Raw genomic sequence first — 23,425 nt, forward strand, 5'->3', positions numbered from 1 at the left:
GTGGCGGCGAAATTTATTTCGCTTTCACACCTTCAAACGAAACATACAGCTCGACCGCATCGGACTTCGGACCAAGGTCTTTCTGCTTGCCGAAATCGGAGCGCTTGATGGTGGTGGTGCCTTCGAAGCCGGCACGGTAGCCGCCCCATGGATCCTTGCCTTCGCCCAGGAAGGTGGCCTTGACGACAACTGGCTTGGTTACGCCCAGCAGGGTCAGGTCGCCGGTCACGTCAGCGGTATTGGCACCGGTGGACTTGACGCTGGTGGAAACGAAGGTGGCCTTGCCGAATTTGCTGGCGTTGAGGAAGTCAGCGCTGGCGATGTGCTTGTCGCGTTCGGCGTGGTTGGTGAACACGCTGGCAGTGTTGACGTTGAACTCGATCTTGCTGTCTTCAGGCTTGGCAGCATCGAAGCTGAACTTGCCGTCGATGTCCTTGAAGGTACCGGTGATGTAGCTGTAGCCCAAGTGGCTGATCTTGAAGTCGACGAAGGCGTGCTGGCCTTCCTTGTCTACCACATAGTCAGCAGCCATTACGTTGGCGGACAGTACGGCCGAACCGATTGCCAGAGCGGCCAGAGTCTTTTTCAACATGCTTTCTTTTCCTTTGAGTCGAGGTTGAATTTCAGGCTTTGCGACCGAGCATTCGAGTGAGGGTCGCATCACGATCGATAAAGTGGTGCTTCAATGCTGCCAACGCATGGAGACCGGAAAAAATTACCAGTGCCCACGCCAGCCAGAGATGAATCACCCCAGCGGTATCTGCCTGATCCGGTAGTCCGGAGAGCAGAGCAGGAACTTCAAACAGGCCAAACACCGGGATCCCGACACCGTCTGCGGTGGAAATCAGGTAACCGGCAATCATCACAGCGAACAGCGCCAGATACAGAAACCCGTGGCCGAATTTAGCGCCGATACGGGTCATGCGACTGTAGCTTTGCAGCGTTGGCGGCGGCGGGCTGATGAAACGCCACAGCACTCGCAACACCATCACCGCGAGCAGCACCAGACCGATGCTCTTGTGCAGGTCCGGCGCGTCTTTGCGCCAGGTGCTGTAGTAATCCAGCCCGACCATCCACAGACCCAGCGCAAACAGCCCGAAGACCGCCAACGCCACGACCCAATGCATGAAGATGCTGACCCAACCATAGCGCGAAGAAGAGTTACGTAGCTGCATTGCCCAAATCCTGTGAGAACTGCGAACCAAGACTAGCGAGTTATCTATCGAATTAAAGCGGAAAATTTTGCTTTGAAATATCGAGAAATACGATCAAGAGTCTGCGAGCGGGGTGTTAAGGAAGGATTAAAGGCGAATTCGCTGTGAGGTGCTTGTACAAATGACTGATGCCGCGTTTCGACGACAAAGGCACAGGACTGCGAAGCCGATAACCCTGTACCGCTGATGCGGCTTTTGAACCTGTTCGAATGATGTCTCCATTCTCATTACAGACAGGTGCAAAAACATGGCTCTGCGATATACGCCCTTTCAAGCAAGCGGTTCTTCTGTACTGCCGCCCAATCAAACGATGTCTCCCGGCCAATTCCTGCAATCCGAGAACGGTCGATTTCGTCTGATGCTGCAAAGCGATGGAAATCTGGTCCTCAAAGACGGTGAGGGGGTTATCTGGATCGCCGACGCCAATCAACCTTACAGCGCAACTTTGCACCCGAAGAAGATGCGCGAGCCGCTGCAGTTCGTGATCAGCAACAGCGGCTTTCTGTATGACCCTTCCAGGCGACGATTATGGATCGCGGAAAGCACGCACAGCGCCGACAAGGCGCTTTGGTACAACACATACATGACTGTGCAGGACGATGGAAACCTGGTGATTTACGACCAGCGCACGGGCAATCTGCGCTGGGCGCGTTTCGGTTTCATTCCCGGGCGCCTGCGCAAACCCAAGCAAAAGTGGCTGAGGAAACTGCCGAACGGGACAGAGTTCTTCAAGTGGGAGTTCTGACCGATTCAGACGGTGTGACTGGCTAGTTGTGAAGTACTGCGGGCGGTTGCAGGCACTCGGCATTGTAAGGATCTATCTGGCATTTATGCGCTAGTTCCGAACCATAACCGCCGGGAAAGAATTGCCCGTTGCTACAACCGGGAAGTGCAATCAGCAACAGTATCAGCGTGAGTGTTTTCATCAGAGAGCTCCAATTTTTCCCAGCATAAAATTGGTCGACGGGCAGCCGCTATCACCTGATTCCGAGCGTCTTGTGGGAAGCCTCCGGTACGCAGGTCAGCCATGGAACCGGTCCGCGAAGGACACAAACGCAGGGCAAAAAAAACGCGACCCGAGGGCCGCGTTTTTCATATGAACCAAGGTTTACTGCGCCTTGGTCTCGGTCGTTGCAGCAGGCTTGGCCGCTGGCTTCTTCGCCGGTTCAGCCTTCTTCGCCGCCGGTTTGGCCGCCGGCTTTTTCGTGTCGGTTTTTGCCGCCGGTTTCTTCGCCGCTGGCTTGGCCGCTGCTTTCTTTGCCGGCTCGGCTTTCACCGGGGCCGCTGGTTTCGGTGCTTCCACCGGCGCTGGCGCAGGTGCCGGGGTCGGTGCAGGCGCTGGAGCGGCCGGAGCAGGTGCTGGCTCTGGCGCCTTCACAGGCTCAGGCTTCTTCTCGTCATCCGAGCCGCCGAACAGGTTGCTGAAGAAGTTGCCCTTCTTCGCCGCCGCCGCACCCGCCGCGCCTGCCGCTGCTGCAGCCGGAACCACTTTGACCGGTTCAAACGACTTGCCTGCCGCCAGATCTTCAACCTGGCTGGCCGCGCGCTGGCCGGTGCGCAGTGCGCCTTCCAGGGTGCCCGGGTACAAGGTGTCGGTGTGTTCGCCGGCGAACGCTACGCGTTGCAGCGGACGTTCCCACAGGCGCCAGAACTTGCTGATCTGCCCCGGGCCGTAAGCCAGGTAGGCGCCGCCCATCGACGGGTCAGTGCTGTATCGGCGGATCTCATAACCGGTGAACGAGCCACGGGCCTGTGGATAAAACGCGTGCAGACGGATCAGCACCTGATCGACCATCTGCTTGTCGCCGAACGCCTGCATCACCCGAGCGTTGTCGCCGGACAGGTTGATCACCACGTTGGCGCCACCCTTCAGCGCCGGTTCGATCCAGAGCATGCCCAGACCGGTATTGCTGTAGATCTCGCCGGACATGCGCGATTTGCTTTCCCACACTGGCGTCTTGAACTTCAGCATGATCTGGTCGCGCCAACCGTAGTTGGTGCCCTTGATCGCTGCCAGATGCTGAGCATCCAGCGCCGGGGTCAGCGAGATCTTGTTCAGTGCGCGCAAAGGCACCGCCAGCACCACATAGTCAGCCTGATAGCCGACGCTGCCGACTTTGACGGTCACGCCGTCCTTGTCCTGGATGATGGCCGAGACCGGCGAGCTGGTCTTGATGGTCTTGATCTGTTTGACGAAGGCCTGGGCCAGCACCTGGCTGCCACCGACCAGACGCGAGGCGCGCAGGTCGCGGTCGGAGACGCCGCGATAGACGCGGTTCTGCTGAGCGAAATACAGCAGCGACAGACGCGAAGGTTCGTCGTAGTGGGTACGGATGTCCTGGTTGATCAACTGACGCGCGGTGGCCGGCAGGTTCTGCTTGTCGAGCCAGCTCGATACGGTGATCTGGTCCAGTGCATGCAGGGTGGCGGTCGCCGCCGGGTTCTGCGGGTCGTCGATCGAGCGCGCCAGATCGTCGAGGGTTTTCTGGTAGCGCTTGAGCGCATCGGCGGTGGCTGGCTGCTTGGTGGCGAGATCAGCGGCGGAGAAATAATCACCGTCGATCAGATAACCTGGCGTACGCACGAATTCCGGCGCCGGCGTGGTGCCGAGCTTGAAGGTCGACACGTACTTGTTCAGTACCGGCTGGGTCTTGTCGTTGCCGATCCACTCGCTGGTGGCCATGCCCGAGCGGCCGCCCAGGCTCGGTTTGGCTTCCAGCAGGGTGACCTGCCAGCCTTTGTTCTGCAGTTCGTAAGCGGCGGTCAGACCCGACAGGCCACCGCCAATCACGATTGCGGTTTTATCCTTGGCCAGCGCCGTAACGCTGAACAGCCCCAACATCACCAGCGCACAGGCGCGCAGCCAACCGACAGACATTCAGCGAACTCCGGAAAAACATGTGGGAAAAAGCAGTTTTGCGAGTCAGACGACTCAAAGAACCGCGAAGAATACGTTAGCCATCAAAACGCCGCCAGCGACGTCTATCGGCTCAGACAAAGTAGCTCAATCGACACAATGGGTTGTTCCCACGCGATGCATTGCATAGGCTTGCGCGATTGTTCGCCCGCGCCTGACGCGAGCCGCCTCGAGGAGACTGTAAATGGGCCTGAATAACCAGTGGATGCAACGCGATCTTGCGGTGTTGTGGCATCCCTGCACCCAGATGAAAGACCACGAACAGCTGCCGCTGATCCCGATCAAGCGCGGCGAAGGCGTCTGGCTCGAAGACTTCGAAGGCAAGCGCTACCTCGACGCAGTCAGTTCCTGGTGGGTCAACGTGTTCGGCCACGCCAACCCGCGCATCAACCAGCGCATCAAGGATCAGGTCGATCAACTCGAACATGTGATTCTTGCCGGTTTCAGCCATCAGCCGGTGATCGAGCTGTCCGAGCGTCTGGTGAAGATGACGCCGCAAGGCCTGAATCGGGTGTTCTACGCCGATAACGGCTCGTCCTGCATCGAAGTCGCGCTGAAGATGAGTTTTCATTACTGGCTCAATCGCGGCCAGCCAAACAAAAAGCGCTTCGTCACCCTGACCAACAGCTACCACGGCGAAACCATGGCAGCGATGGCAGTCGGCGACGTGCCGCTGTTCACCGAGACCTACAAAGCCCTGCTGATGGACACCATCAAGGTGCCGAGCCCGGATTGCTACGGGCGCCCCGACGGCATGAGCTGGGAAGAACATTCACGCAACATGTTTGCCGCCATGGAACAGACGCTGGCGGAAAGTCATGACAGCGTCGCGGCAGTGATCGTCGAGCCGTTGATTCAGGGCGCCGGCGGCATGCGCATGTATCACCCGGTGTACCTCAAGCTGTTGCGCGAGGCCTGCGACCGCTACGGCGTGCACCTGATCCACGACGAAATTGCCGTCGGCTTCGGCCGCACCGGGACGATGTTCGCCTGCGAACAGGCCGGCATCCGCCCGGACTTCCTTTGCCTGTCGAAAGCCCTGACCGGCGGCTATCTGCCGCTGGCGGCGTGCCTGACCACCGACGAGGTCTACAGCGCCTTCTACGACGACTACCCGACTCTGCGCGCTTTCCTGCATTCGCACAGCTACACCGGCAACCCGCTGGCCTGCGCTGCGGCACTGGCCACGCTGGATATCTTCGAGCAGGACAACGTCATCGAGAACAACCAGGCGCTGGCTCAGCGCATGGCTTTGGCGACCGCGCATCTGGTCGATCACCCGAACGTCTCCGAAGTGCGCCAGACCGGCATGGTCCTGGCCATCGAGATGGTCAAGGATAAAGCCACGAAAGAGGCCTACCCTTGGCAGGAGCGTCGTGGCTTGAAGGTTTTCCAGCATGCACTGGAACGTGGTGCGTTGTTGCGGCCGCTGGGCAGCGTAGTGTATTTCCTGCCGCCGTATGTGATCACCCCGGAGCAGATCGACTTCCTGGCCGAAGTGGCCAGTGAAGGTGTTGATATTGCTACACGTGACAGCGTCAGCGTGGCGGTGCCGAAAGACTTCCACCCCGGTTTCCGCGACCCGGGCTGATTCGCCTTGCTTGAGATTTGCGGTGGCTGGACTGCCGCTTTCGCGAGCAGGCTCGCTCCCACAGGGGAATGCATTTCAAGTGTGGGAGCGAGCCTGCTCGCGAATGAAGTCGACACCGATCCAACTGATTCATATCTTTCCAGAGACCCGAAATGAGACTGTCCCGCTTCTTTATCGACGCCCCGCTGAGCACTGGCGAACACGAACTGCCAGAAGCCCAGGCGCATTACATCAGCCGCGTACTGCGCATGGCCGAAGGCGATGCGGTGCAGTTGTTCGACGGTTCCGGCCATGAATTTCGCGGGTCGTTGGTGGACGTCGGCAAGAAACGCGTGGTCGTGCAGCTCGACGAGCAATTCGCCGGGCAAATCGAGTCGCCGCTGCAGATCCACCTCGGCCAGGGCCTGTCCCGGGGCGAGCGCATGGACTGGGCGATTCAAAAAGCCACTGAACTGGGCGTGACGCAAATCACTCCGATCTTCAGCGAGCGCTGCGAAGTGCGGCTCAAGGACGAACGCGCCGACAAGCGCTTGCTGCACTGGCGCCAAGTGGCGATCAGTGCCTGCGAACAGTGTGGGCGTTCACGGGTGCCGGTGATTCATCCGCCGGTGTTGCTGGCAGACTGGCTCAAGCAGACCGAAGCCGAATTGAAACTGGTGCTGCACCCGGTCGCAGAACCGCTGGTCAGCCATGCCAAACCGGCGACGCTGGCGTTCCTGATCGGACCTGAGGGTGGCTTGACGGATGGCGAAGTCGAGTTAGCCAAAGGCAACGGCTTCCACGCCGCGCGCCTCGGCCCGCGGGTGCTGCGCACCGAGACCGCGCCGGTGGTGGCGTTGGCGGTAGCCCAGCAACTTTGGGGTGATTTCTAAGGCCCCTTCGCGAGCAGGCTCGCTCCCACATTGGATCTAGGGTGTTCACAACACCAGAGTTCACTGAAGATTTATTGTGGGAGCGAGCCTGCTCGCGAAAGCGGTGTTTCATTCAACGAAGGTGTTGGCTGACCTGACGCCTTCGCGAGCAGGCTCGCTCCCACAGGGATTGCATTTACAGGACGTAAAACAGAATCGCGACAAAATGCAGCAAGCTCCCGGCAATCACGAACAGGTGCCAGATGCCATGGGCATGCCGCAGGCGGTGATCGAGGGCAAAAAAGATAATCCCCACCGTATACAGCACGCCGCCCGACGCCAGCCAGGCAAACCCCGCTGTGCCCAGTGCGGCAATCAGCGGTTTGACCGCGACCAGCACGATCCAGCCCATCACCGCATAAATCACGATCGACAGAATCCGCGCCTCGGAGCGCGGTTTGATTTCTTGCAGGATGCCGATCAGCGCCAGCCCCCAGACAATCCCGAACAGCGTCCAGCCCCACGGCCCGCGTAACGTCACCAGGCAGAACGGCGTGTAGCTGCCGGCGATCAACAGGTAGATCGAGAAATGGTCGACCTTCTTCATGATCGCTTTCTTGCGCCCGCGCACGCTGTGGTACACGGTCGAGGCGCTGTAGAGCACCAGCAAGGTGAAAGCGTAAATGGCTACGCTGACGATCTTCCACGGACTGCCGTCGAGGCTGGCAATGATCAGCATCCACACGCCGCCGATAAACGCCGCAATAGCTCCGACCAGATGGGTCCAGGCGTTGAGTTTTTCCCCGTGATACATGTGTCGCATACCTCGTAGTCACTACCGCAAGCGCGCAAGGCTCGGGCCTTGAGCGTAAAAGCGCAATGTTTCTGTTCAACCTCGCCTGCGCGGCACGCGGGAATTGGGCACAATCGGCCGATACCAAAAAGAGTCCGCGCCATGCTGATCGACGAAGAATTGACCCTGAAAAAACTCGAGGTGTTCCTCGCCTTCATGCGCACCGGCAACCTTGCCCGCGCCGCCGCCGAACTGCAGACCAGCAACGTCAGCGTGCACCGCGCCATTCACTCTTTGGAAAACGCCCTGCGCTGCCCGCTGTTCAAACACGAAGGGCGCAATCTGACGCCACTGGAAAGCGCCTATGTGCTGGAAGAACGTGCGCAGAAGCTGATCAACGACGTCGTCGACAGCGTGCGCCTGACCCGCGAAGCCGCCGGGTTCTCCGCCGAGCGTTTCAAGCTCGGCTCGCTGTATTCGCTGACGGTGAAGACCGTGCCGCAGCTGATCATGGGCCTGAAGATCCGCCGCAGCGAACTCAACATCGACCTGATCCTCGGCTCGAACATCGACCTGCTCTACAAGCTGAAAAACATGGAAGTCGACGCGATTCTGGTGTCGCTGGACGACAGCATCAACGATCCGGACTGCGAGCAGATTGCGCTGTTTTCCGACGACATCTTCCTCGCCACCCCGGCCGATTCAAAATTCGCTCAGCGCAGTGAAGTCGATCTGGCGGAAGTGCGTGATGAAACCTTCATCACCCTGACCCAGGGCTTCGCCACGCATCAGGACGGTGTGCGGGTGTTCAAGCAAGCGGGATTCGAGCCGAAGGTGGCGATGCAGGTCAACGACATCTTCACTTTGCTGAGCATGGTCAGCTCAGGGGTGGGGTACGCCTTGTTGCCGGGGCGGATTGCGGCGGTGTACGAGAACCGGGTGAAGCTCATCCCGTTGCAGGAGAAGTACCGCTTGCAGCAGCACATTGGCGTGGTGTTTCTCAAGGCCAAGGAGCGTGATCCGAATCTGCTGGCGTTGCTGGCGGAGTGTCGGATGTATGCCAATCGGCAGGCTGGGGTTTAGATCAAGATCAAAAATCAAGAGCTACCCCCTCACCCCAGCCCTCTCCCCCAAGGGGGCGAGGGGGAAGGGAGCAGATCGGGGAATGTTCAAAACTTGAGTTCGACTCGATATCTCAGGTCGGCGTATCTCGAACATCCAACGCGGTCAGTCCCCTCTCCCTCCGGGAGAGGGCTAGGGTGAGGGGCTTTTGGGGGTGACTAGCTAGCCCATCAACCCGCGCATCGCCAGAAACAGCAGCGAAGGCCCCAGCAGACACCCAAGCGCGGTATAGAACGCCGCCGTCAGGCAACCATATGGCACCAGCTTCGGATCGGTGGCCGCCAGGCCGCCGGCAACGCCGCTGGACGTGCCCATCAAACCACCGAAAATCACCGCGCTGCGCGGGTTGTTCAGGCCGATCATCGGTGCCACGAACGGTGTCATCACCATCACCAGAATCGCCTTGATCAGCCCCGCCGCAATCGACAGCGCCATCACCTCGGAACTGGCACCAATCGCCGCCCCCGTAACCGGGCCGACAATGTAGGTCACCGCACCCGCGCCAATGGTAGTCAGGCTTACCGCATCGGTGTAGCCGAACGCCATCGCCACGCCGACCCCGGCGACGAACGAGGTGCCAACGCCGACAAACAGCGCCAGCACACCGACGAGTCCGGCGCGTTTGAGCTCATCGACACTCACGCCAAACGCCGTCGCCACAATCGCGAAATCCCGCAGCATCGCACCGCCGAGCAGGCCGATGCCGGACAGCAGGGGAATATCCACCACGCCCTTCTGCCCACCGGTGAGTGCGCCGCCGATATACGACAGCACCAGCCCGAGCAGAATCGCGATCGCCGAACCGTGCAGACGGCCCTTGGTGAAGGTGTTGGACATCCAGTAGGACACCCACATGGTCAGGCCGACAATCAAAAAGCCGCTGATCAGACCGTAGCCGGTGATCACTTTCATCATTGATTCGTACATGGCGATTACCCCGCAGTCTTGGCAGGAGCAATCGGTGTCTCTTGCTTGTTGCCCATGCGTGTCAGCACCGGCACCAAGGCAAACGCGATCACTACGGCGAGGGTGCCGGCAAGAATCGCCATCGGCCCGCCCTTCAGCGCACCGTAGACATTCTGCTGCGCGGCCATGGCGACCACGATGGGAATGTAGATCGCGCTCCAGAACTCCACGCCCTGCTCGGTCTTGCCCTTGAGCCAGCCGCTCTTGTAGAGATAGCTGCCCAGGCCGATCAGCAGCAGCATCGCAATACCGACACCGCCGACGTTGGCCGGCACGCCGATCAGCTTGCCGAGCAGTTCACCGACCCAGATACCGACCAGCGTGCAGAAGGCGAGAAACGCCACACCGTAAATAATCATTGTTGTAGTCCTCAAAGTGCATCGTCGAATGTTGTTTTTGTTGTTCGAAGCTTGAGTCGCGGCGGTTTTAGAGTTGGCGGCCACCCTCCTCGCGCAACAGCGCTTGCAGGGTATCGAGGCGGGCACTGTCGAAGGCAGTGACGGTGCCCTGCTCGAACACCCGGCGCGCCAGCCCGGTCAGCACCGCACCGGGCGGCAGTTCGATCTGTAGACGCACGCCGCGCTCGTAGGCGCTTTGCACGGTGCCGCGCCAATCCACCACGCGGCACATGTTGAAAGCGAGGTCATCGCGCAGCGCTTCGACTTTGCTCACAGGCCGCGCGCGACTGCCGCTCAGATAAGCGATTTTCGGGTTCTTCAGTTCAACCTTGGCGAAGGCCTCGGCAAGCGCCTGCGCCGGTTTTTCCAGCAATGGGCAATGCGACGGCACGCTCACCGCCAGCCGCTTCGCCACTCCGGCGCCGCGACTGCGCGCCAGTTCGGCCACCGCGTGCATGGCCTTGTCGCTGCCGGCAATCACCACTTGGTTATCGGCGTTGATATTGGCCAGATACACCGGCGCATCTTCGCTGTGCACTTGCGCCAGCAGGGTTTCGACGGTGGATAACTGCAAGCCGATGATCGCGGTCATGCCGTAGCCCTGTGGATAAGCCTTTTGCATCAGCTCACCGCGCAGGCTGACCAGATGCAGCGCATCGCTGAAACTCAAGGCCCCCGCCACCACTGCTGCCGGGTAGGCGCCGATGGACAGGCCGGCGACGTAATCCGCAGTCAGTCCATCCTGCAACAACTGCCGCGAAGCAGCGACACCGGCGATCAGCAGGCACAGCTGCACCGCTCGTGTCGTGCGCAATGCCTCGGCTGAATCAAGCTGCAAAACATCCTCGCCGAGTACATCACTGGCCTCGGCCAGCGTTTCCCGAGGCAAACGCTGGAGCATGCCCGCTTGCTGCGCGCCCTGGCCGGGAAACACCAACAGGCTGCTCACGCTGCCTGCTCCTGGGGGTTCCAAGGATCGATCACCAATGCCGCCTGATGGGCATTTTTCAGCAGCACTCGGGCCGAACCGCTGGCCCATTCACGCAGCGCCACAGCGCCGAACGGCGTCTGCAATTGCATGTCGACCCGGCACGCAGTTTGATCAAAAAGCACGACCAGTTCGCGCGCCTGATCACGGCCGATCACCTGCGGCGCACGCAGAATCAGATCGAGATCACTGGCCGCGTGCATCGCTGCAAAACCGCTGGCCAATTCAAACCCGACACTGCCGCTGACACCCCAGACCCAACCGCAGTCATCGAGTATCGGCCGCAGTTGTTTGAGCGCCTGCATCACCGGCAGATCTCGCTCGCACTCAACCTGACAGAGGGCCTCCGGACTGACCCGACAGGCAATCGAATCCAGCGGCATAAACGTCGCCAGCCGCTGCTCGCGCAACACACCACGAACGCCGACCGCGACCAGACCTTTCTCGCTCAAGGCCCGGCGCACCACCACCGGTTGCCCGGCCGCCAGCGCCGCGATCGCCCACGCTGGCGCATCCGCCGGCAACTGCGCCGGGGTCATGCCCCAGAGCAGATCGTGGGCCAGGGGCAGGTTCACCACTGCGCCCTCAGCAATTCGCGGACTTTGCTGGAGGCGGCACGATTGCTCGCACCAAGGCGCCCTTTCAAATCAGTGCTGGTCACATCGCTGATCGCTTGCTTCAGGCACTCAGTCACGCGCGTCAGATCTTCCTCTGTCGGCTGTTCAATCTGCTGCACCGAGAGGGTTTCCCAGAGCAGACCGAGGCTGGCGTAGCTGTCGATGTCATAGGCCATCGGTGGCACGCTCGACGCCAGCGCTTCCAGTTCCTCGACACTGCGCAAGGTGACCCGCGCCGCCGAGGCTTTGCCCATCGCGTGCACCATCACACCCGGATCGCGCAAAGCAATCAGGCGATTGGCCTGATAACCGTGGGCGAGAAATGCACCCGACATGGCCTTGCCCACCAGCAGCGCAATCACCGGATGCCCGGCCAGACGCGCACGGGCATAACCGTCCGCCGCGCCGGCCAGGGCCTGATGAATGCCGAGGGCTTCTTCGCGGCGGCCATACGCCTGGCTCGGCACATCGACTATGGCAATGATCGGGCGCTTCTGCGCGCTGTCGCGGTCGGCGCTGATCGCGTCATCCACAGCCTTGGCCAGCCCCCAGCCTTCGAGCAGACCGACTTCGCCGTTTCTGGCGCGAGGGAAACGATTGTCCGGGTCGGCGACCACAGCAATGAATCGCCCCAGTTCACCGTCAGCAACTTTCAACGACGGCGGCAGGCCTTCGACGCTTTTAGCGCCAGCACTCAAGGCGTTGAACCAGTGCAAACCGCGCAGAGAATAGCCACTCATGAGCGCTCTCCTTGATACAGATCGCGAACCACCGACGGTTCGATTTGCTGGCCAGTGTTCAGCTTGCCGAGGCGTTGCAGGAACCACTCGGCGCTTTGGCTGCGCGGCTGAGCCGGCAGGCCTTGCTTGAGCAATTCACCAACCTGCTGACGAATCTGCGCCACATCATCGCCGACATAACGATCCACCAGACCACTGTGGAAACGCTGTTCGCCGCCGGTCAGGCTCCAGATGAATGGCCGGTCGCGGGAGTCGTACTCCTCGATCCCGGCTTCCTGCTCGATGACTTGCGGGCCGTTCAGGCCGAGACGTGCCTCCTGGGTCACCAGCAAATAACTGCACAGCGCAGCGGCGATCGACATGCCGCCGAAGCAACCGCCGCTGCCGGCGACCACCCCGACCACCGGTTGGTATTGCTGCAAATCGACAATCGCCGCGTGAATATCGGCAATCGCCGCCAGACCGAGATTGGCTTCCTGCAAGCGCACGCCACCGGTTTCCAGCAGCAACACGGCGCGGGTGGGGATGCCGTTGCGGTTGTCTTCGGCGGCCAGTTCCAGCGCACCGGCAATCTTTGCCCCGCCGACTTCGCCAAGGCTGCCGCCCTGAAACGCACCTTCAATCGCTGCGATGACCACCGGCAAACCGTCGAGGCTGCCCTTGGCGATGATCACCCCGTCGTCGGCTTGCGGCACTACGCCCTGGCGCTCGAGCCACGGCGACATGACCCGTTGAAACGGATCGAGCAGTTCACGAAAGGTCCCGGCGTCGAGCAAGGCTTTCGCCCGCTGCCGCGCGCCGAGTTCGACGAAACTGTGTTTGTTGAGCAACGCTGCGCTGTCAGTCATGGCCGATCTCCTCGAAACCCTGTTCCAGACGCAAGCGCACCACCCCCGGTGTCGCGCCGAAATCGTGGATATCGATGGCCATCGCCGGCGGCGTGGTGCCGTCGAACATCCGCGCAAACAGGTGCTGCCAGCGCTGCTGTGCGCCGTTGACCGAGGTTTGCACGTTGATCGTCAGTTTGCCGGCCAGACCCGGTTCGATCAGCACTTCCAGATCACCCGAGCCGACACAACCGACCAGCGCACGCCCGCGTGGCGGCTGCCCGGCGGGGAATTCAAACGATAGGTTTTCCATCAAAACGCTCCCTGAGAGATGCCGTCGCGCTCGATACGATCGAGCAGCAATGTGGCGGCGAGCAGGTCGGCGGCGCCACCGGGCGAGGCATTCAATGCGATGAGTTGTTGATCCAGTTCGTGCAGGCGGCGACGACCGCTGAGGCTGGCGCTGCCACCGGCATCGAGCACCGCTTGCGCGCCGGCCTGCATGGCCTGCAGGCCCGGTTCCCCGGCGCGGTAGAGCACGCAGGTGTCGGCCAGCTCGGTCATGATCGCCAGCAACGCATCGAGCCGGGCGTTCTGCTCGCCGTGGCCGTTGGCGCGACTTTTGTGCAGTTGCGGCAGGCCGCGTTGCAGCACGGACGGGAAGCCCAGTTGCGCTTCCTCGCGAGCACCGCGTGCGCCGTAACGCTGAGCGACTTGTGCGCCGTGGCTGAGCGGCGTCGGTGCGTAGCGGTCGTCGAGCAGTGCCAGGCGTGCGGCGCACAGGGCGATGGATTTCGGTTGCAGCGCAGCGGCCGTCACCAACAGTCCCAACGCCCAGATCGCACCGCGATGGGTGTTGACGCCGTTGGTGGTCACGAGCATCGCTTGCTCGCCTTCACGACCGATGCGGCCTATCGCTTCGCGTAACGGCACACCGACTTCGCCGATCTCCAGCGCCGCCTCGGCCATTTCCTTGAACGCTGGCCACAAGGCCAGCGCCGACGCGTGCATCAGGCCCAGGTGCAGATCGGTGTGTGCGCCATTGCCGCGACGATCGACCAGCGCCGGTTTCGGCGACAGATCCGCTTCGTCGATCAGCGCGTCCACTGCCAGATCGGCCAAGCGGTCAGCCAGGGACAGCGGTTTCGCTTGCAGGTTGAATGCGTGCATTACCAGCTCCTGAATTTGGCGGGCGGGTTGTACAGGCCACCGGACCACTCGACCAGATCGGCGACGCTTTTCGCCGCGAGCAATTCGCGCGTGGCGTCAGTGCGGCGGATGCCGAGGTCTTCGGGCAGGGCGATCAGGCCCTCGCGGCGCATGCGTTCGGTGTCTTTCGGGTTGTGCCGCAGGCCGATGGCGGTAACCCCGGCGACTGCGGCGATCATCGCCTGGCGCTCTTCCAGCGAGCGCGCTTTGTACAGATAGGCGATGCCTTCTTCGGTGAGCAGGTGGGTAACGTCGTCGCCGTAGATCATGATCGGCGCCAGCGGCATGCCGCTTTTCTTCGCCACCTCCACCGCGTCGAGGGTTTCGACGAAGGTCGGTTTGCCGCCCTCCTGGAAGGTCTCGACCATTTGCACTACGAGTTTCTTGCCACGTTCGAGCATTGGTTGCGGCCCATCGGCGTGGCGCATGTCCAGCCACGCCGGAGTGCCGTGACGCCGGCCGCGCGGATCGTGACCCATGTTCGGCGCACCACCAAAACCGGCGAGACGGCCCCGAGTCACCGTCGAGGAATGGCCGTCGCCATCGACCTGCAATGTCGCGCCAATAAACAGATCCACCGCGTATTGCCCCGCGAGTTGGCAGACCATGCGGTTGGAGCGCAGCGAGCCGTCGCGGCCAGTGAAGAACACATCCGGCCGAGCGGCGATGTAGTTTTCCATGCCCAGTTCGGTACCGAAGCAATGCACGCTCTCGACCCAGCCGCTTTCGATCGCCGGGATCAGCGTCGGGTGCGGATTGAGCGTCCAGTTGCGGCAGATCTTGCCTTTCAGGCCAAGGGATTCGCCGTAGGTCGGCAGGATCAGTTCGATGGCGGCAGTGTTGAAACCAATGCCGTGGTTGAGCGACTGCACGTTGTGTTTTTCGTAGATGCCGCGAATCGCCATCATCGCCATCAACACGTGCACAGGCTTGATGTGGCGTGGGTCGCGGGTGAACAGCGGTTCGATGTAGAACGGCTTGTCGGCGACCACGACGAAATCGACCCATGAAGCGGGAATGTCCACGCGGGGCAGTTCGCTGACGTCATCGACCAATTGGTTGACCTGAACGATAACGATGCCATCGCTGAACGCCGCCGGTTCGATCAGTGCGGGAGTGTCTTCGGTGCTCGGGCCGGTGTAGATATTGCCGGCGCGGTCGGCCATGAAACCGGCCGAGAGCACAACGTTGGGGATCAGGTCCACGACGAGGCGGGCGTAGAGTTCGATGTAGGTATGAATGGCGCCGACTTCGAGCAAGCCATCTTCGAGCAACTGGCTGATGCGCAGGCTCTGGGTGCCGGCGAAGGAGAAATCGAGCTTGCGGGCGATGCCGCGTTCGAACAGATCAAGGTGCTCGGAGCGGCCGACGCTGGGCATGATCATGTGCAGATCGTGGAGCTTGCCTGGGTCAGCCTTGGCCAGTGAACGCGAGAGGAAATCCGCCTGTTTCTGGTTGTTGCCCTCCAGCACCACACGGTCGCCGGGATGGATCAGCGCTTCGAGCGCGGCGACGATTTTGTCACTGGGCAACACCACGCCATCGGCCAGCCCGCGCACCTTGTCGAGCCGGCGCTGCTTCTCGTCACGCCGCCGCGTCCAGCGCGAGTCGGGGGAAATTGTTGTTGTCATGCTCACTCCACGGGGTTCGCTGTCGTGGAGCCAAGTTAGGCGTGTGTGGTGAGGGCATCAATCAAGCTGGGTGGTGAATCATTACGCTGAGCGTAACGTTCAAAAGCTACCCTCACCCTAGCCCTCTCCCGGAGGGAGAGGGGACTGATTGGGGGATGCTTGGGATGACTCTGACCTGAACCCGTTGTAGTGAATCCATAATCGACTCGGTCATTCAGGTCGATGTAGGACGCGAGACACCTCGGTCGGCTCCCTCTCCCTCTGGGAGAGGGCTGGGGTGAGGGGCTTTCAGTCGGTTGGCACCATTTTGTCCAGCACGCGGTTCACCGCCATCTCCGCCACCATGACAATCTGCGCGATGCCCTGCAGGGTCTTGCGCTGCGAGCCGTCCACCGAGGCAGCATGGTTATGTAGCATCACCGTTGCCGAACCGAGGGTTTCGCAGGCGTCGGCCAGCAAGGATTCGGTGTCGGCTTCGGGGTTGGCCATGTATAGCGTGTTGGGGGTGTACGGCGGGGCCATGAAGTCGGCGGCGGGCGGGCCGAGGTAATGGTCGAGGGCACGCTCGGCGGCTTCGTGGAATTTCTTTGAGTCGGGGGATTGGTAGGGCGATGCCGGGTCTTGGGTCGGCGGATTTGGCGTTACTTTGAACATGAGCTGTGTTCCCGTTGTTGAGCGCCAACCCCTTGGCTACTAAACGAAAGGGAGGCGACTGTACGCAGGTTAGTAGACCGGGGAACTCAGCTTAAGCCGGCGCGCCGAAGCGCCCTACGTACAGCCACCATCAAGCTCAGATGCGGACACCTGTGATGAATGCACGACCAGCTGAATTACCGCGGGCTACTAAACCCGATCACTGGGAATCAGTGACCCGATCCAAGTTACGCAGCAAGCCCTGGGCGCACAAGCCGGCGGATTCTGGCGCAGGCGTAGGCAGGGGCGCAAGGATTTGTAGGCTAGGAAGCCGTAACACCGGGTGTCTTTAAACAACGCGACTAGAAGTCATTTATTGCGCACAGAGATTGATGATTTGTCTGTCGGATTAAGGTGTGGCGACTGGCGCTTTCGCGAGCAGGCTCGCTCCCACAGGGGATCTGTGTCGTGTTCAAAATTTGTGTTCACTGAAGATCAACTGTGGGAGCGAGCCTGCTCGCGAAGAGGCCAGCCAGAACACTGAAGACTCTGGGTCAATGGACCAGCCCAGAATCCACCAACAACCTCTCCAACCCCAAAAGATCCGGCACCTTCGCCACCTGCTCGCCCACCTGCACCGCCGCCTGCTCCAGCGCGCACAACGGCACATCCACGTAACTCAACTGACTGTCGAGCTTGTACGACCGAGGAATCCCCTGCACCAACAGGGCGATAAATCTCAGCTCGGGCAAGCCGCCCAGCGCATTCAGAATGACGATCCGCGCCCGTTCGCCGATGACGATTTTCTGCCCGCAGGCCGATTCGAAACTGATCAGCGGAATCTGCCGCTCACGCCACGTTACCCGGCCCAGGTACCACGGCGGCGTGTCGAGATCGAAGGCGCTGGCCTGGTAGTCGATCAGCTCGGCGATGGCGACATTGGGCAGGATCAGGTTGCGATCGGCCAGCGGCAGCAGCAGCCCGGTGAGCTGGCTGGTGCGCGGGTTGTGCCGGTGCTCATGCATGTTTCTTGCTCCACTGGGCGATGCTCTCCAGCAACACCGATTCCTGATACGGCTTGCCGAGATAGTCGTTGACGCCGATGGCCATGGCGCGGTCGCGGTGTTTCTGGCCGGTGCGCGAGGTGATCATGATGATCGGCAAGTGGCGCAGGCGTTCGTCGGCGCGCACCTGGGTGGCGACTTCGAAGCCGTCCATGCGCGGCATTTCGATGTCGAGCAGCATCAGGTCGGGCGTGTGTTCTTCGAGGAGCAGCATCGCATCGACACCGTCCTTGGCGGTCAGCACGTTCATGCCGTGACGTTCGAGCAAACGGCTGGTGACCTTGCGCACCGTCACCGAGTCATCGACGACCATGATCAGCAGCGGCTTGTGCGGTTCGCTGTCGATCTCCGTGGCCGTCGGTTCCTGCGCCACTCGCGCCTGCATCGCGCGGATCGGTGCGAGCAGATCCAGAATCAGCACCACCCGGCCATCGCCGAGAATCGTCGCCCCAGACACGCCCTGCACCGCCGCGAATTGCGGGCCGAGGCTCTTGACCACGATCTCGCGAGTGCCGGCCATGGCGTCGACCAGCACCGCAACATGGCGGTCGTTGTAATGCACCAGCAGCACCGGCAACGGCAGGTTCTGCCCGAGCAGTTTTGGCCGTGGCGCAGTCTTCAACAGCTCACCGATATAACAGAGCTCATAACGCTGGCCGGCGTATTGATAACTCGGCGGATCCTGACGGAAGTGCCCTTCCAGATCATTCGGCAACACACGCACGATGCCTTCGATGGTGTTCAGCGGGATCGCGTACTGATCCTCAGCGCACTGCACCATCAGCGCGCGGTTGACCGACACGGTGAACGGCAGGCGAATGCGGAAATGCACGCCCTGCCCCGGCACCGAATCGATGCTCATGCTGCCGCCCAGCTGACGCACTTCTTCGTGGACCACGTCCATGCCGACGCCACGCCCGGAAATCTGGGTGATCTTTTCCGCCGTGGAGAAACCCGGCTGGAGAATGAACTGCAACACGTCGCGGTCGCTGATCTCGGCGTCGGGCGCCAGCAGACCGCGCTTGATCGCCTTGCGCCGCACGGCTTCCAGCGGCACCCCGGCGCCGTCGTCGCGGATGTCGAAAACCATGTCGCCGCCCTCGCGGGACAGATCGAGGGTGATTTGCCCTTGCGCCGGTTTACCCGCCGCCAACCGCACCTCGGTGGATTCGAGGCCATGGTCGACGGCATTGCGCAGCATGTGCTCCAGCGGCGCGGCCATGCGCTCCAGCACGTTGCGATCCATCTCGCCATCAGCGTTGCCGACGACAAACGCGACATCCTTGCCCAGCTCTTCGGCGACCTGCCGCACGATGCGTTTCAGACGCGGCACCATGCGTTCGAACGGCACCATGCGCGTACGCATCAGGCCTTCCTGCAATTCGGTGTTGATCCGCCCCTGTTGCTGCAACAGGTTCTCCGCATCGTGGTTGCGACGGTCGAGGGTTTCCTTCAGGTCGAGCAGGTCCGAGGCGGATTCGAACAGCGCCCGCGACAGTTGCTGCAACTGCGAATGACGGTCCATTTCCAGCGGATCGAAATCTTCGTAACCGAGGCGTTCGCCATCGACTTGCTGGCGGCTGAGAATGCGCCCCTGGGTTTCCGTGTCGAGGCGGCGCAACTGATCGCGCATGCGCTCGATGGTGGTTTCCATCTCGTTGAGAGCAATCTGCGCATCGTTGACTTGCTGCTCGATCCGCCCACGGAAGATCGAGGTTTCCCCGGCCAGGTTGACCAGTTCATCAAGCAGCTCGGACGAGACCTTGACCATGTCCGCGCCAGCATCGGCGGCCGGAGGCGCTGCCTCAGGCTTGATCACCGGAGCTGGCGCCAGCGGCGCTTCAACCTGCACCGGGTGACTGAAATTCTGGATCGCGCTGATCAGCCGATCGGCCGGTGGGCACGGTTGCCCGGCGCGCACGCCATCGAGCATTTGCGCCAGTCGGTCATGGCCGCGCTGCACCAGCGCGAACAGTTCGGCGGACGGTTGCAGCGCACCGGTGGAGAGGCTTTCGTAGAGAAATTCCAGCTCATGGGCGAGGTCGCCGATCGGGCCGATTTCGACCATCCGCGCGCCACCCTTTAGGGTGTGCAGATCGCGCAGCAGGGTTTCGATTTCCTGACGGTTGCCCGGCTCGGCCTGCCAGCGCAACAGCGCGGCGCCGGAGCTTTCGATGATGTCGAAACCTTCTTCGAGGAAGATCTCCAGCAACTCCGGATCATGCCCGGCGTTGTCGTGTTCGAGCGCTGCGGGGGCAGATTCGCTGGCGGCCTGGCCCTGACGCAACTGACGGATCGCGTCGATCAGATCCTGCGCCGGAGTCAGCGCTTGATGCGCTTGCAGTTGCTCCAGCATCAGCGCCAAACGCTCATGACTGTGCTGCAACAAACCTTCGAGCGCGGCGCTGTGGCTGTAGCGTCGATCGACCAGCCCTTCGTAAAGATTTTCCAGTTCCTGGGCGAGGTCACCGATGACCTCGACCTCGGCCATGCGCGCGCCGCCCTTCAGCGTGTGCAAGTCGCGCTGCAATGACGACAGCGGCGCGGCGTTGTCCGGGTCCTTGAGCCAGCGCTGCAAGGCTTGCCCGGCGCTGTCGAGAATGTCCACCGCCTCTTCGAGGAAGATTTCGACGATTTCGTCGTCCGGCTCGAGGGCGGCAACCGATTGCTGCAATTGCGCGGTGGCGCTGCCCAGCTCGCGAATATCCAGGGTGCGGCTGCCATCGCTGCGGATCAGGCCCATCGCCGCCGGGTCGAGGCCTTCGTCGAGCAGTTCCTGCAAGGCCCGAATCCGCTCCGGTTGCGCGGTGATTTCCTGGCCGGCAGCGAGTTCGTCGAGCATGTTGATCAGCGCTTCGTGGGCCAGTTGCGCTTCGTGGAAAAACCGCTCGCTGACCGCCAGGCTGCTTTCTTCCACCGCGCCATACAGGTCGAGCAAGGCTTCGCAGAGGCCATCGACCGCCTGCAGATCGGCCAGATGCGCGCCTTCGCCCAGAGTGGTCAGCTCATCGAGCAAGGCGCTGAGTTCCTGGCGCTCGCCGGGGTGCTGCTGCCAGCGCTGCAAAAGGTTTTCGGCGTCGAGGAGGATGTCCATGCCCTGGGCGAGGAAGTTGTTGATCAGCTGCGGATCGCGCTTGAGGCGCAGGCCGCTGTCAGCGCCATCGGAGCTGGCTTGCAGGCGCTCGGCGAGCAGCGCCTCGGTGCGTTTGATCAGCGACTGCGCACCTACAATCGGCGCCAGCGGATCGTGTTTGAGCTGGCGCAGGCCGACGCGGAACAGGCCCTCGGCTTCGAGCAGCAGTTCGACCTCGTCCAGATCCAGCGGCAACTGATGCGCCTTGAACTCGCGGGCCAGTTGATCCAGCGAAGCCGCCAGTTCGGCCATCGGCAATACGCCGGCCATCGAGGCACTGCCCTTGAGCGTGTGCAGCGCCCGTTGCAGTTCGTCGCTGGCCGGCAACGGCACCTGTTCGGCGGCCTGATCGAGGAAACGGTTGAGGCTGGCGAGGTGGGTTTCGGCTTCTTTGCGGAAGATTTCCAGCAGCAGCGGATCAAGCGCGGCGACGTCGTCGGTGTCTTCGGCAGCCAGCGGCTCATCGCCTTTGGCCAACGCGTGGGCGCGGGCGGCGAGTTGGTCGACATCGCTGCGCTGGCGTTGGCGCTGGGTGGCAAATTCGTTGATCAGCTCGGGCAGCAGCAACACCGCGTCGTCGAGCAATTGGCGCAGCACTGCGCCGGGCTCGACGCTTTGTTCGAGCACGCGGTTGAGCAGGTTTTCCACCGCCCAGGCCAGTTCGCCGAGAACCAACGCGCGGACCATGCGCCCGCTGCCCTTCAAGGTATGGAAGGCCCGGCGCAGTTCGGTCAGCGCGGCGCGGTCCTGGGGATTGGCGGTCCAGCGCGGCAGGTATTCGTGGAGGACCGCGAGGACTTCGTCGGTCTCCTCCAGGAACACTTCGCGCAGTTCATCGTCGACCGGTTCTTCATCGGCTGGCGGCGGCATCAGGCTGTCGGGGCTGTTGCGCGCCGGCGGGTTGAGCGCCGACAGCGGGCTGGCCAGCACTTCGGCCAGCGACTGCACGACGTCAGGGTCGTCGAGCGCTTGCAGATCCTGCATGAGCTGCGCTTCGCTGGGGCTGAGCACCTCATCGAGCACCGGCACCTGCGGTTCACCGGGCTGTTCGTTGGCGAAGAAGCCGAGGCTGGCAAGGCTGTTTTGCGCGACATCGAGCAGATGCTCGGCGGGCGCCTGCGGATCATCGCTCAGGCGTTCGAGGTAATACTCCAGGCTGCTGATCACGTCGGCCAGATGATCAAGTTGTTCCCAGCCCGGTTCGTGGGCATCGAGCATCAAATGCTCGCGAATGAAACCGTTGCAGGCCTCGACCAGACTCGCTGCGCGGGCCAGCGGAATCATCGCCAGCGCGCCGCGTACTTGCGTCAGCAGCTCGGGCAGCGATTGCAGATGCTGGCGGTCCCAATCGGCGTCGATGTAGTCGACGATCATGTCCTTGGCCTGTTGCAGGCAGATGCGCGCTTCCTTGATCACGATCTGATGGATCTGCGTCAGGTCGGTGGTCGGCAGACGCGCGTCTTCGGCGCTTTGCGTCTCCACCGTGCCGACCATGCCGGCCAGCGTCGCTTCGACGTAGAGCAAGGCCCCGGCGACGTCCATGAGGATCGCGTCGTTCGGTTCGCGCTGGCCTTGGGCGAGGCTGAGCACCACTGCCAGTTGGTCGATGATGACTTTGCGCGGCTGGCCGAAACCCAGTACCGCGAGGGTGTCGGCGATCTGCCGCAGCGGCGCGAGCAGGCTGTCCAGATCCGAAGCGTGCTGGCGGTCACTGCGCACGAACAGATCGAGGCGCTCCTTGACCCGCACCAGCTCTTCGCACAGCGCCGCCAGCACCGAGCGCATGGCATCGCGGTCGGGGCCGGCGAGGCGCGCGCGTTCTTCATCGACCATCGCGCTGTCGGGCAACGCGTCGTCCAGGGAGTAGTGATCTTTCATGGTCAGCATCTGCCCGGTGGGATGTTCGGCTTTGGCAATATAGAACAACAGGCTTTTCAGCAGCTCGGCCGGCGCCGGCTGGTTGAGCCCGACGATGCCCTGCTCGAGCAGGCGCTTGAGCTCTTGGTCGGCGTCCTTGAACAGGCTGCGCAGCGCCGGACTGTTGGCGATGACGCCCTCGCGCATGCCCTCGACCAATGCCGAGGCGATTTGCCACAAAGGGCTCAACGGCGCAGCGCCGCTCAACGCTTCCAGGCGAGTAAATACCTTGGCCAGATAATCGAGGTGCGTCTGGTCATCCTGTTCGCGCAGCAGACCGACCAGAGCCATTTGCAGCATCTGCCGCAGTTTGCGCAGCACGTTCGGCAGATCGGGTGGTTCCAATGCCGCGAGCGCCTCGTCGCCGAGCGGCGCCAGCTCGGGCAGTGGCGGGCTGAACAGGCTGGTTTCTGCCAGCAGGCTTTCACCACGGGCGCTACGCAGATCGTTGATCAGCGGCAACACCACCAGCGGCAGGTCGCGGCGGGCGCTCTGCACGCGGTCAAGGTAAAGCGGCAATTGCCCCAAGGCTTGCAGCATCAGGTGCAAGGCTTCGTCGCGGTGCGGCACGCGTTGATGTTGCAGGGCTTCGACCAGATGCTCCATTTCTTCGGCCAGCAACGCTGCGCCGTAGAACTCGACCATTTGCAGACTGCCGTGGACCTGATGAATGTAGGCCAGGCACTCGTCCAGCCCGGGGAAGGCCTGCGGATCGTCGAGCACGGCCTCGATCGCCTGATGCGCCAGCTTCAGCGTTTCGGCAATTTCGCCCTTGACCCATTCCAGGGCCACGTAGTCGTGCCGATCACCCATA

General features: G+C 61.9%; 20 protein-coding genes. 4 read left to right on the forward strand and 16 right to left on the reverse strand.

Annotation, left to right across the window (positions count from 1 at the left end; genetic code table 11):
- Positions 1 to 13 precede the first annotated feature (13 nt).
- Together OC605_RS05930 and OC605_RS05935 are read right to left on the reverse strand one after the other, a co-directional pair.
- Positions 14 to 592, reverse strand: a complete 579-nt coding sequence (locus tag OC605_RS05930) for a YceI family protein (protein WP_039757580.1) — start codon at positions 590 to 592, stop codon at positions 14 to 16.
- Positions 593 to 623: 31 nt separating this feature from the next.
- Positions 624 to 1,175: a cytochrome b gene (locus OC605_RS05935; protein WP_130910862.1), complete on the reverse strand. Its 552-nt coding sequence runs from the start codon at positions 1,173 to 1,175 to the stop codon at positions 624 to 626.
- A 286-nt stretch (positions 1,176 to 1,461) separates the two neighbouring features.
- On the opposite strand from OC605_RS05935, the gene OC605_RS05940 reads away from it, so the two are divergent.
- Positions 1,462 to 1,959: a hypothetical protein gene (locus tag OC605_RS05940; protein WP_262136495.1), complete on the forward strand. Its 498-nt coding sequence runs from the start codon at positions 1,462 to 1,464 to the stop codon at positions 1,957 to 1,959.
- A gap of 363 nt (positions 1,960 to 2,322) precedes the next feature.
- On the opposite strand, the gene OC605_RS05945 is transcribed toward OC605_RS05940, so the two are convergent.
- Positions 2,323 to 4,092, reverse strand: coding sequence for a flavin monoamine oxidase family protein (locus tag OC605_RS05945; protein ID WP_130910861.1), 1,770 nt, complete (start codon positions 4,090 to 4,092; stop codon positions 2,323 to 2,325).
- Positions 4,093 to 4,315: 223 nt separating this feature from the next.
- On the opposite strand from OC605_RS05945, the gene OC605_RS05950 reads away from it, so the two are divergent.
- Positions 4,316 to 5,722, forward strand: a complete 1,407-nt coding sequence (locus OC605_RS05950) for an adenosylmethionine--8-amino-7-oxononanoate transaminase (protein ID WP_262136496.1) — start codon at positions 4,316 to 4,318, stop codon at positions 5,720 to 5,722.
- Positions 5,723 to 5,874: 152 nt separating this feature from the next.
- Complete coding sequence (locus tag OC605_RS05955; RefSeq protein WP_262136497.1) at positions 5,875 to 6,594, forward strand: 16S rRNA (uracil(1498)-N(3))-methyltransferase; 720 nt, start codon at positions 5,875 to 5,877, stop codon at positions 6,592 to 6,594.
- 175 nt (positions 6,595 to 6,769) lie between these two features.
- On the opposite strand, the gene trhA is transcribed toward OC605_RS05955, so the two are convergent.
- On the reverse strand, positions 6,770 to 7,387 hold the full coding sequence (trhA, locus tag OC605_RS05965; RefSeq protein ID WP_262136498.1) for a PAQR family membrane homeostasis protein TrhA: 618 nt from the start codon (positions 7,385 to 7,387) through the stop codon (positions 6,770 to 6,772).
- A gap of 141 nt (positions 7,388 to 7,528) precedes the next feature.
- On the opposite strand from trhA, the gene OC605_RS05970 reads away from it, so the two are divergent.
- Positions 7,529 to 8,449, forward strand: coding sequence for a LysR substrate-binding domain-containing protein (locus tag OC605_RS05970; RefSeq protein ID WP_056786436.1), 921 nt, complete (start codon positions 7,529 to 7,531; stop codon positions 8,447 to 8,449).
- Between the two features lie 201 nt (positions 8,450 to 8,650).
- Here the strand turns inward: OC605_RS05970 and madM are convergent, their stop codons facing one another.
- The 12 genes from madM to OC605_RS06030 all read right to left on the reverse strand — a co-directional run bounded on the left by madM (position 8,651) and on the right by OC605_RS06030 (position 23,424).
- A complete protein-coding gene (madM, locus tag OC605_RS05975; RefSeq protein ID WP_024014642.1) occupies positions 8,651 to 9,415 on the reverse strand; it encodes a malonate transporter subunit MadM in 765 nt (254 codons plus the stop codon).
- Positions 9,416 to 9,420: 5 nt separating this feature from the next.
- Positions 9,421 to 9,813 (reverse strand): malonate transporter subunit MadL, encoded by a 393-nt coding sequence (madL, locus tag OC605_RS05980; protein ID WP_016772756.1) that lies wholly within the window; start codon positions 9,811 to 9,813, stop codon positions 9,421 to 9,423.
- Between the two features lie 67 nt (positions 9,814 to 9,880).
- Positions 9,881 to 10,801: a malonate decarboxylase subunit epsilon gene (mdcH, locus tag OC605_RS05985; RefSeq protein ID WP_262136499.1), complete on the reverse strand. Its 921-nt coding sequence runs from the start codon at positions 10,799 to 10,801 to the stop codon at positions 9,881 to 9,883.
- On the reverse strand, positions 10,798 to 11,418 hold the full coding sequence (locus OC605_RS05990; RefSeq protein WP_262136500.1) for a malonate decarboxylase holo-ACP synthase: 621 nt from the start codon (positions 11,416 to 11,418) through the stop codon (positions 10,798 to 10,800). Before OC605_RS05990 ends, mdcH begins: the two co-directional genes overlap by 4 nt.
- Complete coding sequence (gene mdcE / locus OC605_RS05995; protein ID WP_262136501.1) at positions 11,412 to 12,197, reverse strand: biotin-independent malonate decarboxylase subunit gamma; 786 nt, start codon at positions 12,195 to 12,197, stop codon at positions 11,412 to 11,414. Before mdcE ends, OC605_RS05990 begins: the two co-directional genes overlap by 7 nt.
- Complete coding sequence (locus OC605_RS06000) at positions 12,194 to 13,045, reverse strand: biotin-independent malonate decarboxylase subunit beta (RefSeq protein ID WP_262136502.1); 852 nt, start codon at positions 13,043 to 13,045, stop codon at positions 12,194 to 12,196. The genes mdcE and OC605_RS06000 overlap by 4 nt, the downstream gene beginning before the upstream one ends.
- Positions 13,038 to 13,337, reverse strand: a complete 300-nt coding sequence (locus OC605_RS06005) for a malonate decarboxylase subunit delta (protein ID WP_039757560.1) — start codon at positions 13,335 to 13,337, stop codon at positions 13,038 to 13,040. The genes OC605_RS06000 and OC605_RS06005 overlap by 8 nt, the downstream gene beginning before the upstream one ends.
- A complete protein-coding gene (locus tag OC605_RS06010; protein ID WP_133335920.1) occupies positions 13,337 to 14,194 on the reverse strand; it encodes a triphosphoribosyl-dephospho-CoA synthase in 858 nt (285 codons plus the stop codon). The genes OC605_RS06005 and OC605_RS06010 overlap by 1 nt, the downstream gene beginning before the upstream one ends.
- Positions 14,194 to 15,864: a malonate decarboxylase subunit alpha gene (mdcA, locus tag OC605_RS06015; RefSeq protein WP_212617347.1), complete on the reverse strand. Its 1,671-nt coding sequence runs from the start codon at positions 15,862 to 15,864 to the stop codon at positions 14,194 to 14,196. Before mdcA ends, OC605_RS06010 begins: the two co-directional genes overlap by 1 nt.
- Before the next feature lie 288 nt (positions 15,865 to 16,152).
- Entirely contained in the window at positions 16,153 to 16,518 is a 366-nt protein-coding gene (locus OC605_RS06020) for a DUF6124 family protein (protein WP_262136503.1), read from the reverse strand.
- 533 nt (positions 16,519 to 17,051) lie between these two features.
- Positions 17,052 to 17,522, reverse strand: coding sequence for a chemotaxis protein CheW (locus tag OC605_RS06025; RefSeq protein WP_262136504.1), 471 nt, complete (start codon positions 17,520 to 17,522; stop codon positions 17,052 to 17,054).
- Complete coding sequence (locus OC605_RS06030; protein WP_262136505.1) at positions 17,515 to 23,424, reverse strand: Hpt domain-containing protein; 5,910 nt, start codon at positions 23,422 to 23,424, stop codon at positions 17,515 to 17,517. Before OC605_RS06030 ends, OC605_RS06025 begins: the two co-directional genes overlap by 8 nt.
- Position 23,425 lies beyond the last annotated feature (1 nt).

Source organism: Pseudomonas sp. Marseille-Q5117 (assembly GCF_946901175.1).
GTDB classification, from domain to species: Bacteria; Pseudomonadota; Gammaproteobacteria; order Pseudomonadales; family Pseudomonadaceae; genus Aquipseudomonas; species Aquipseudomonas iranensis.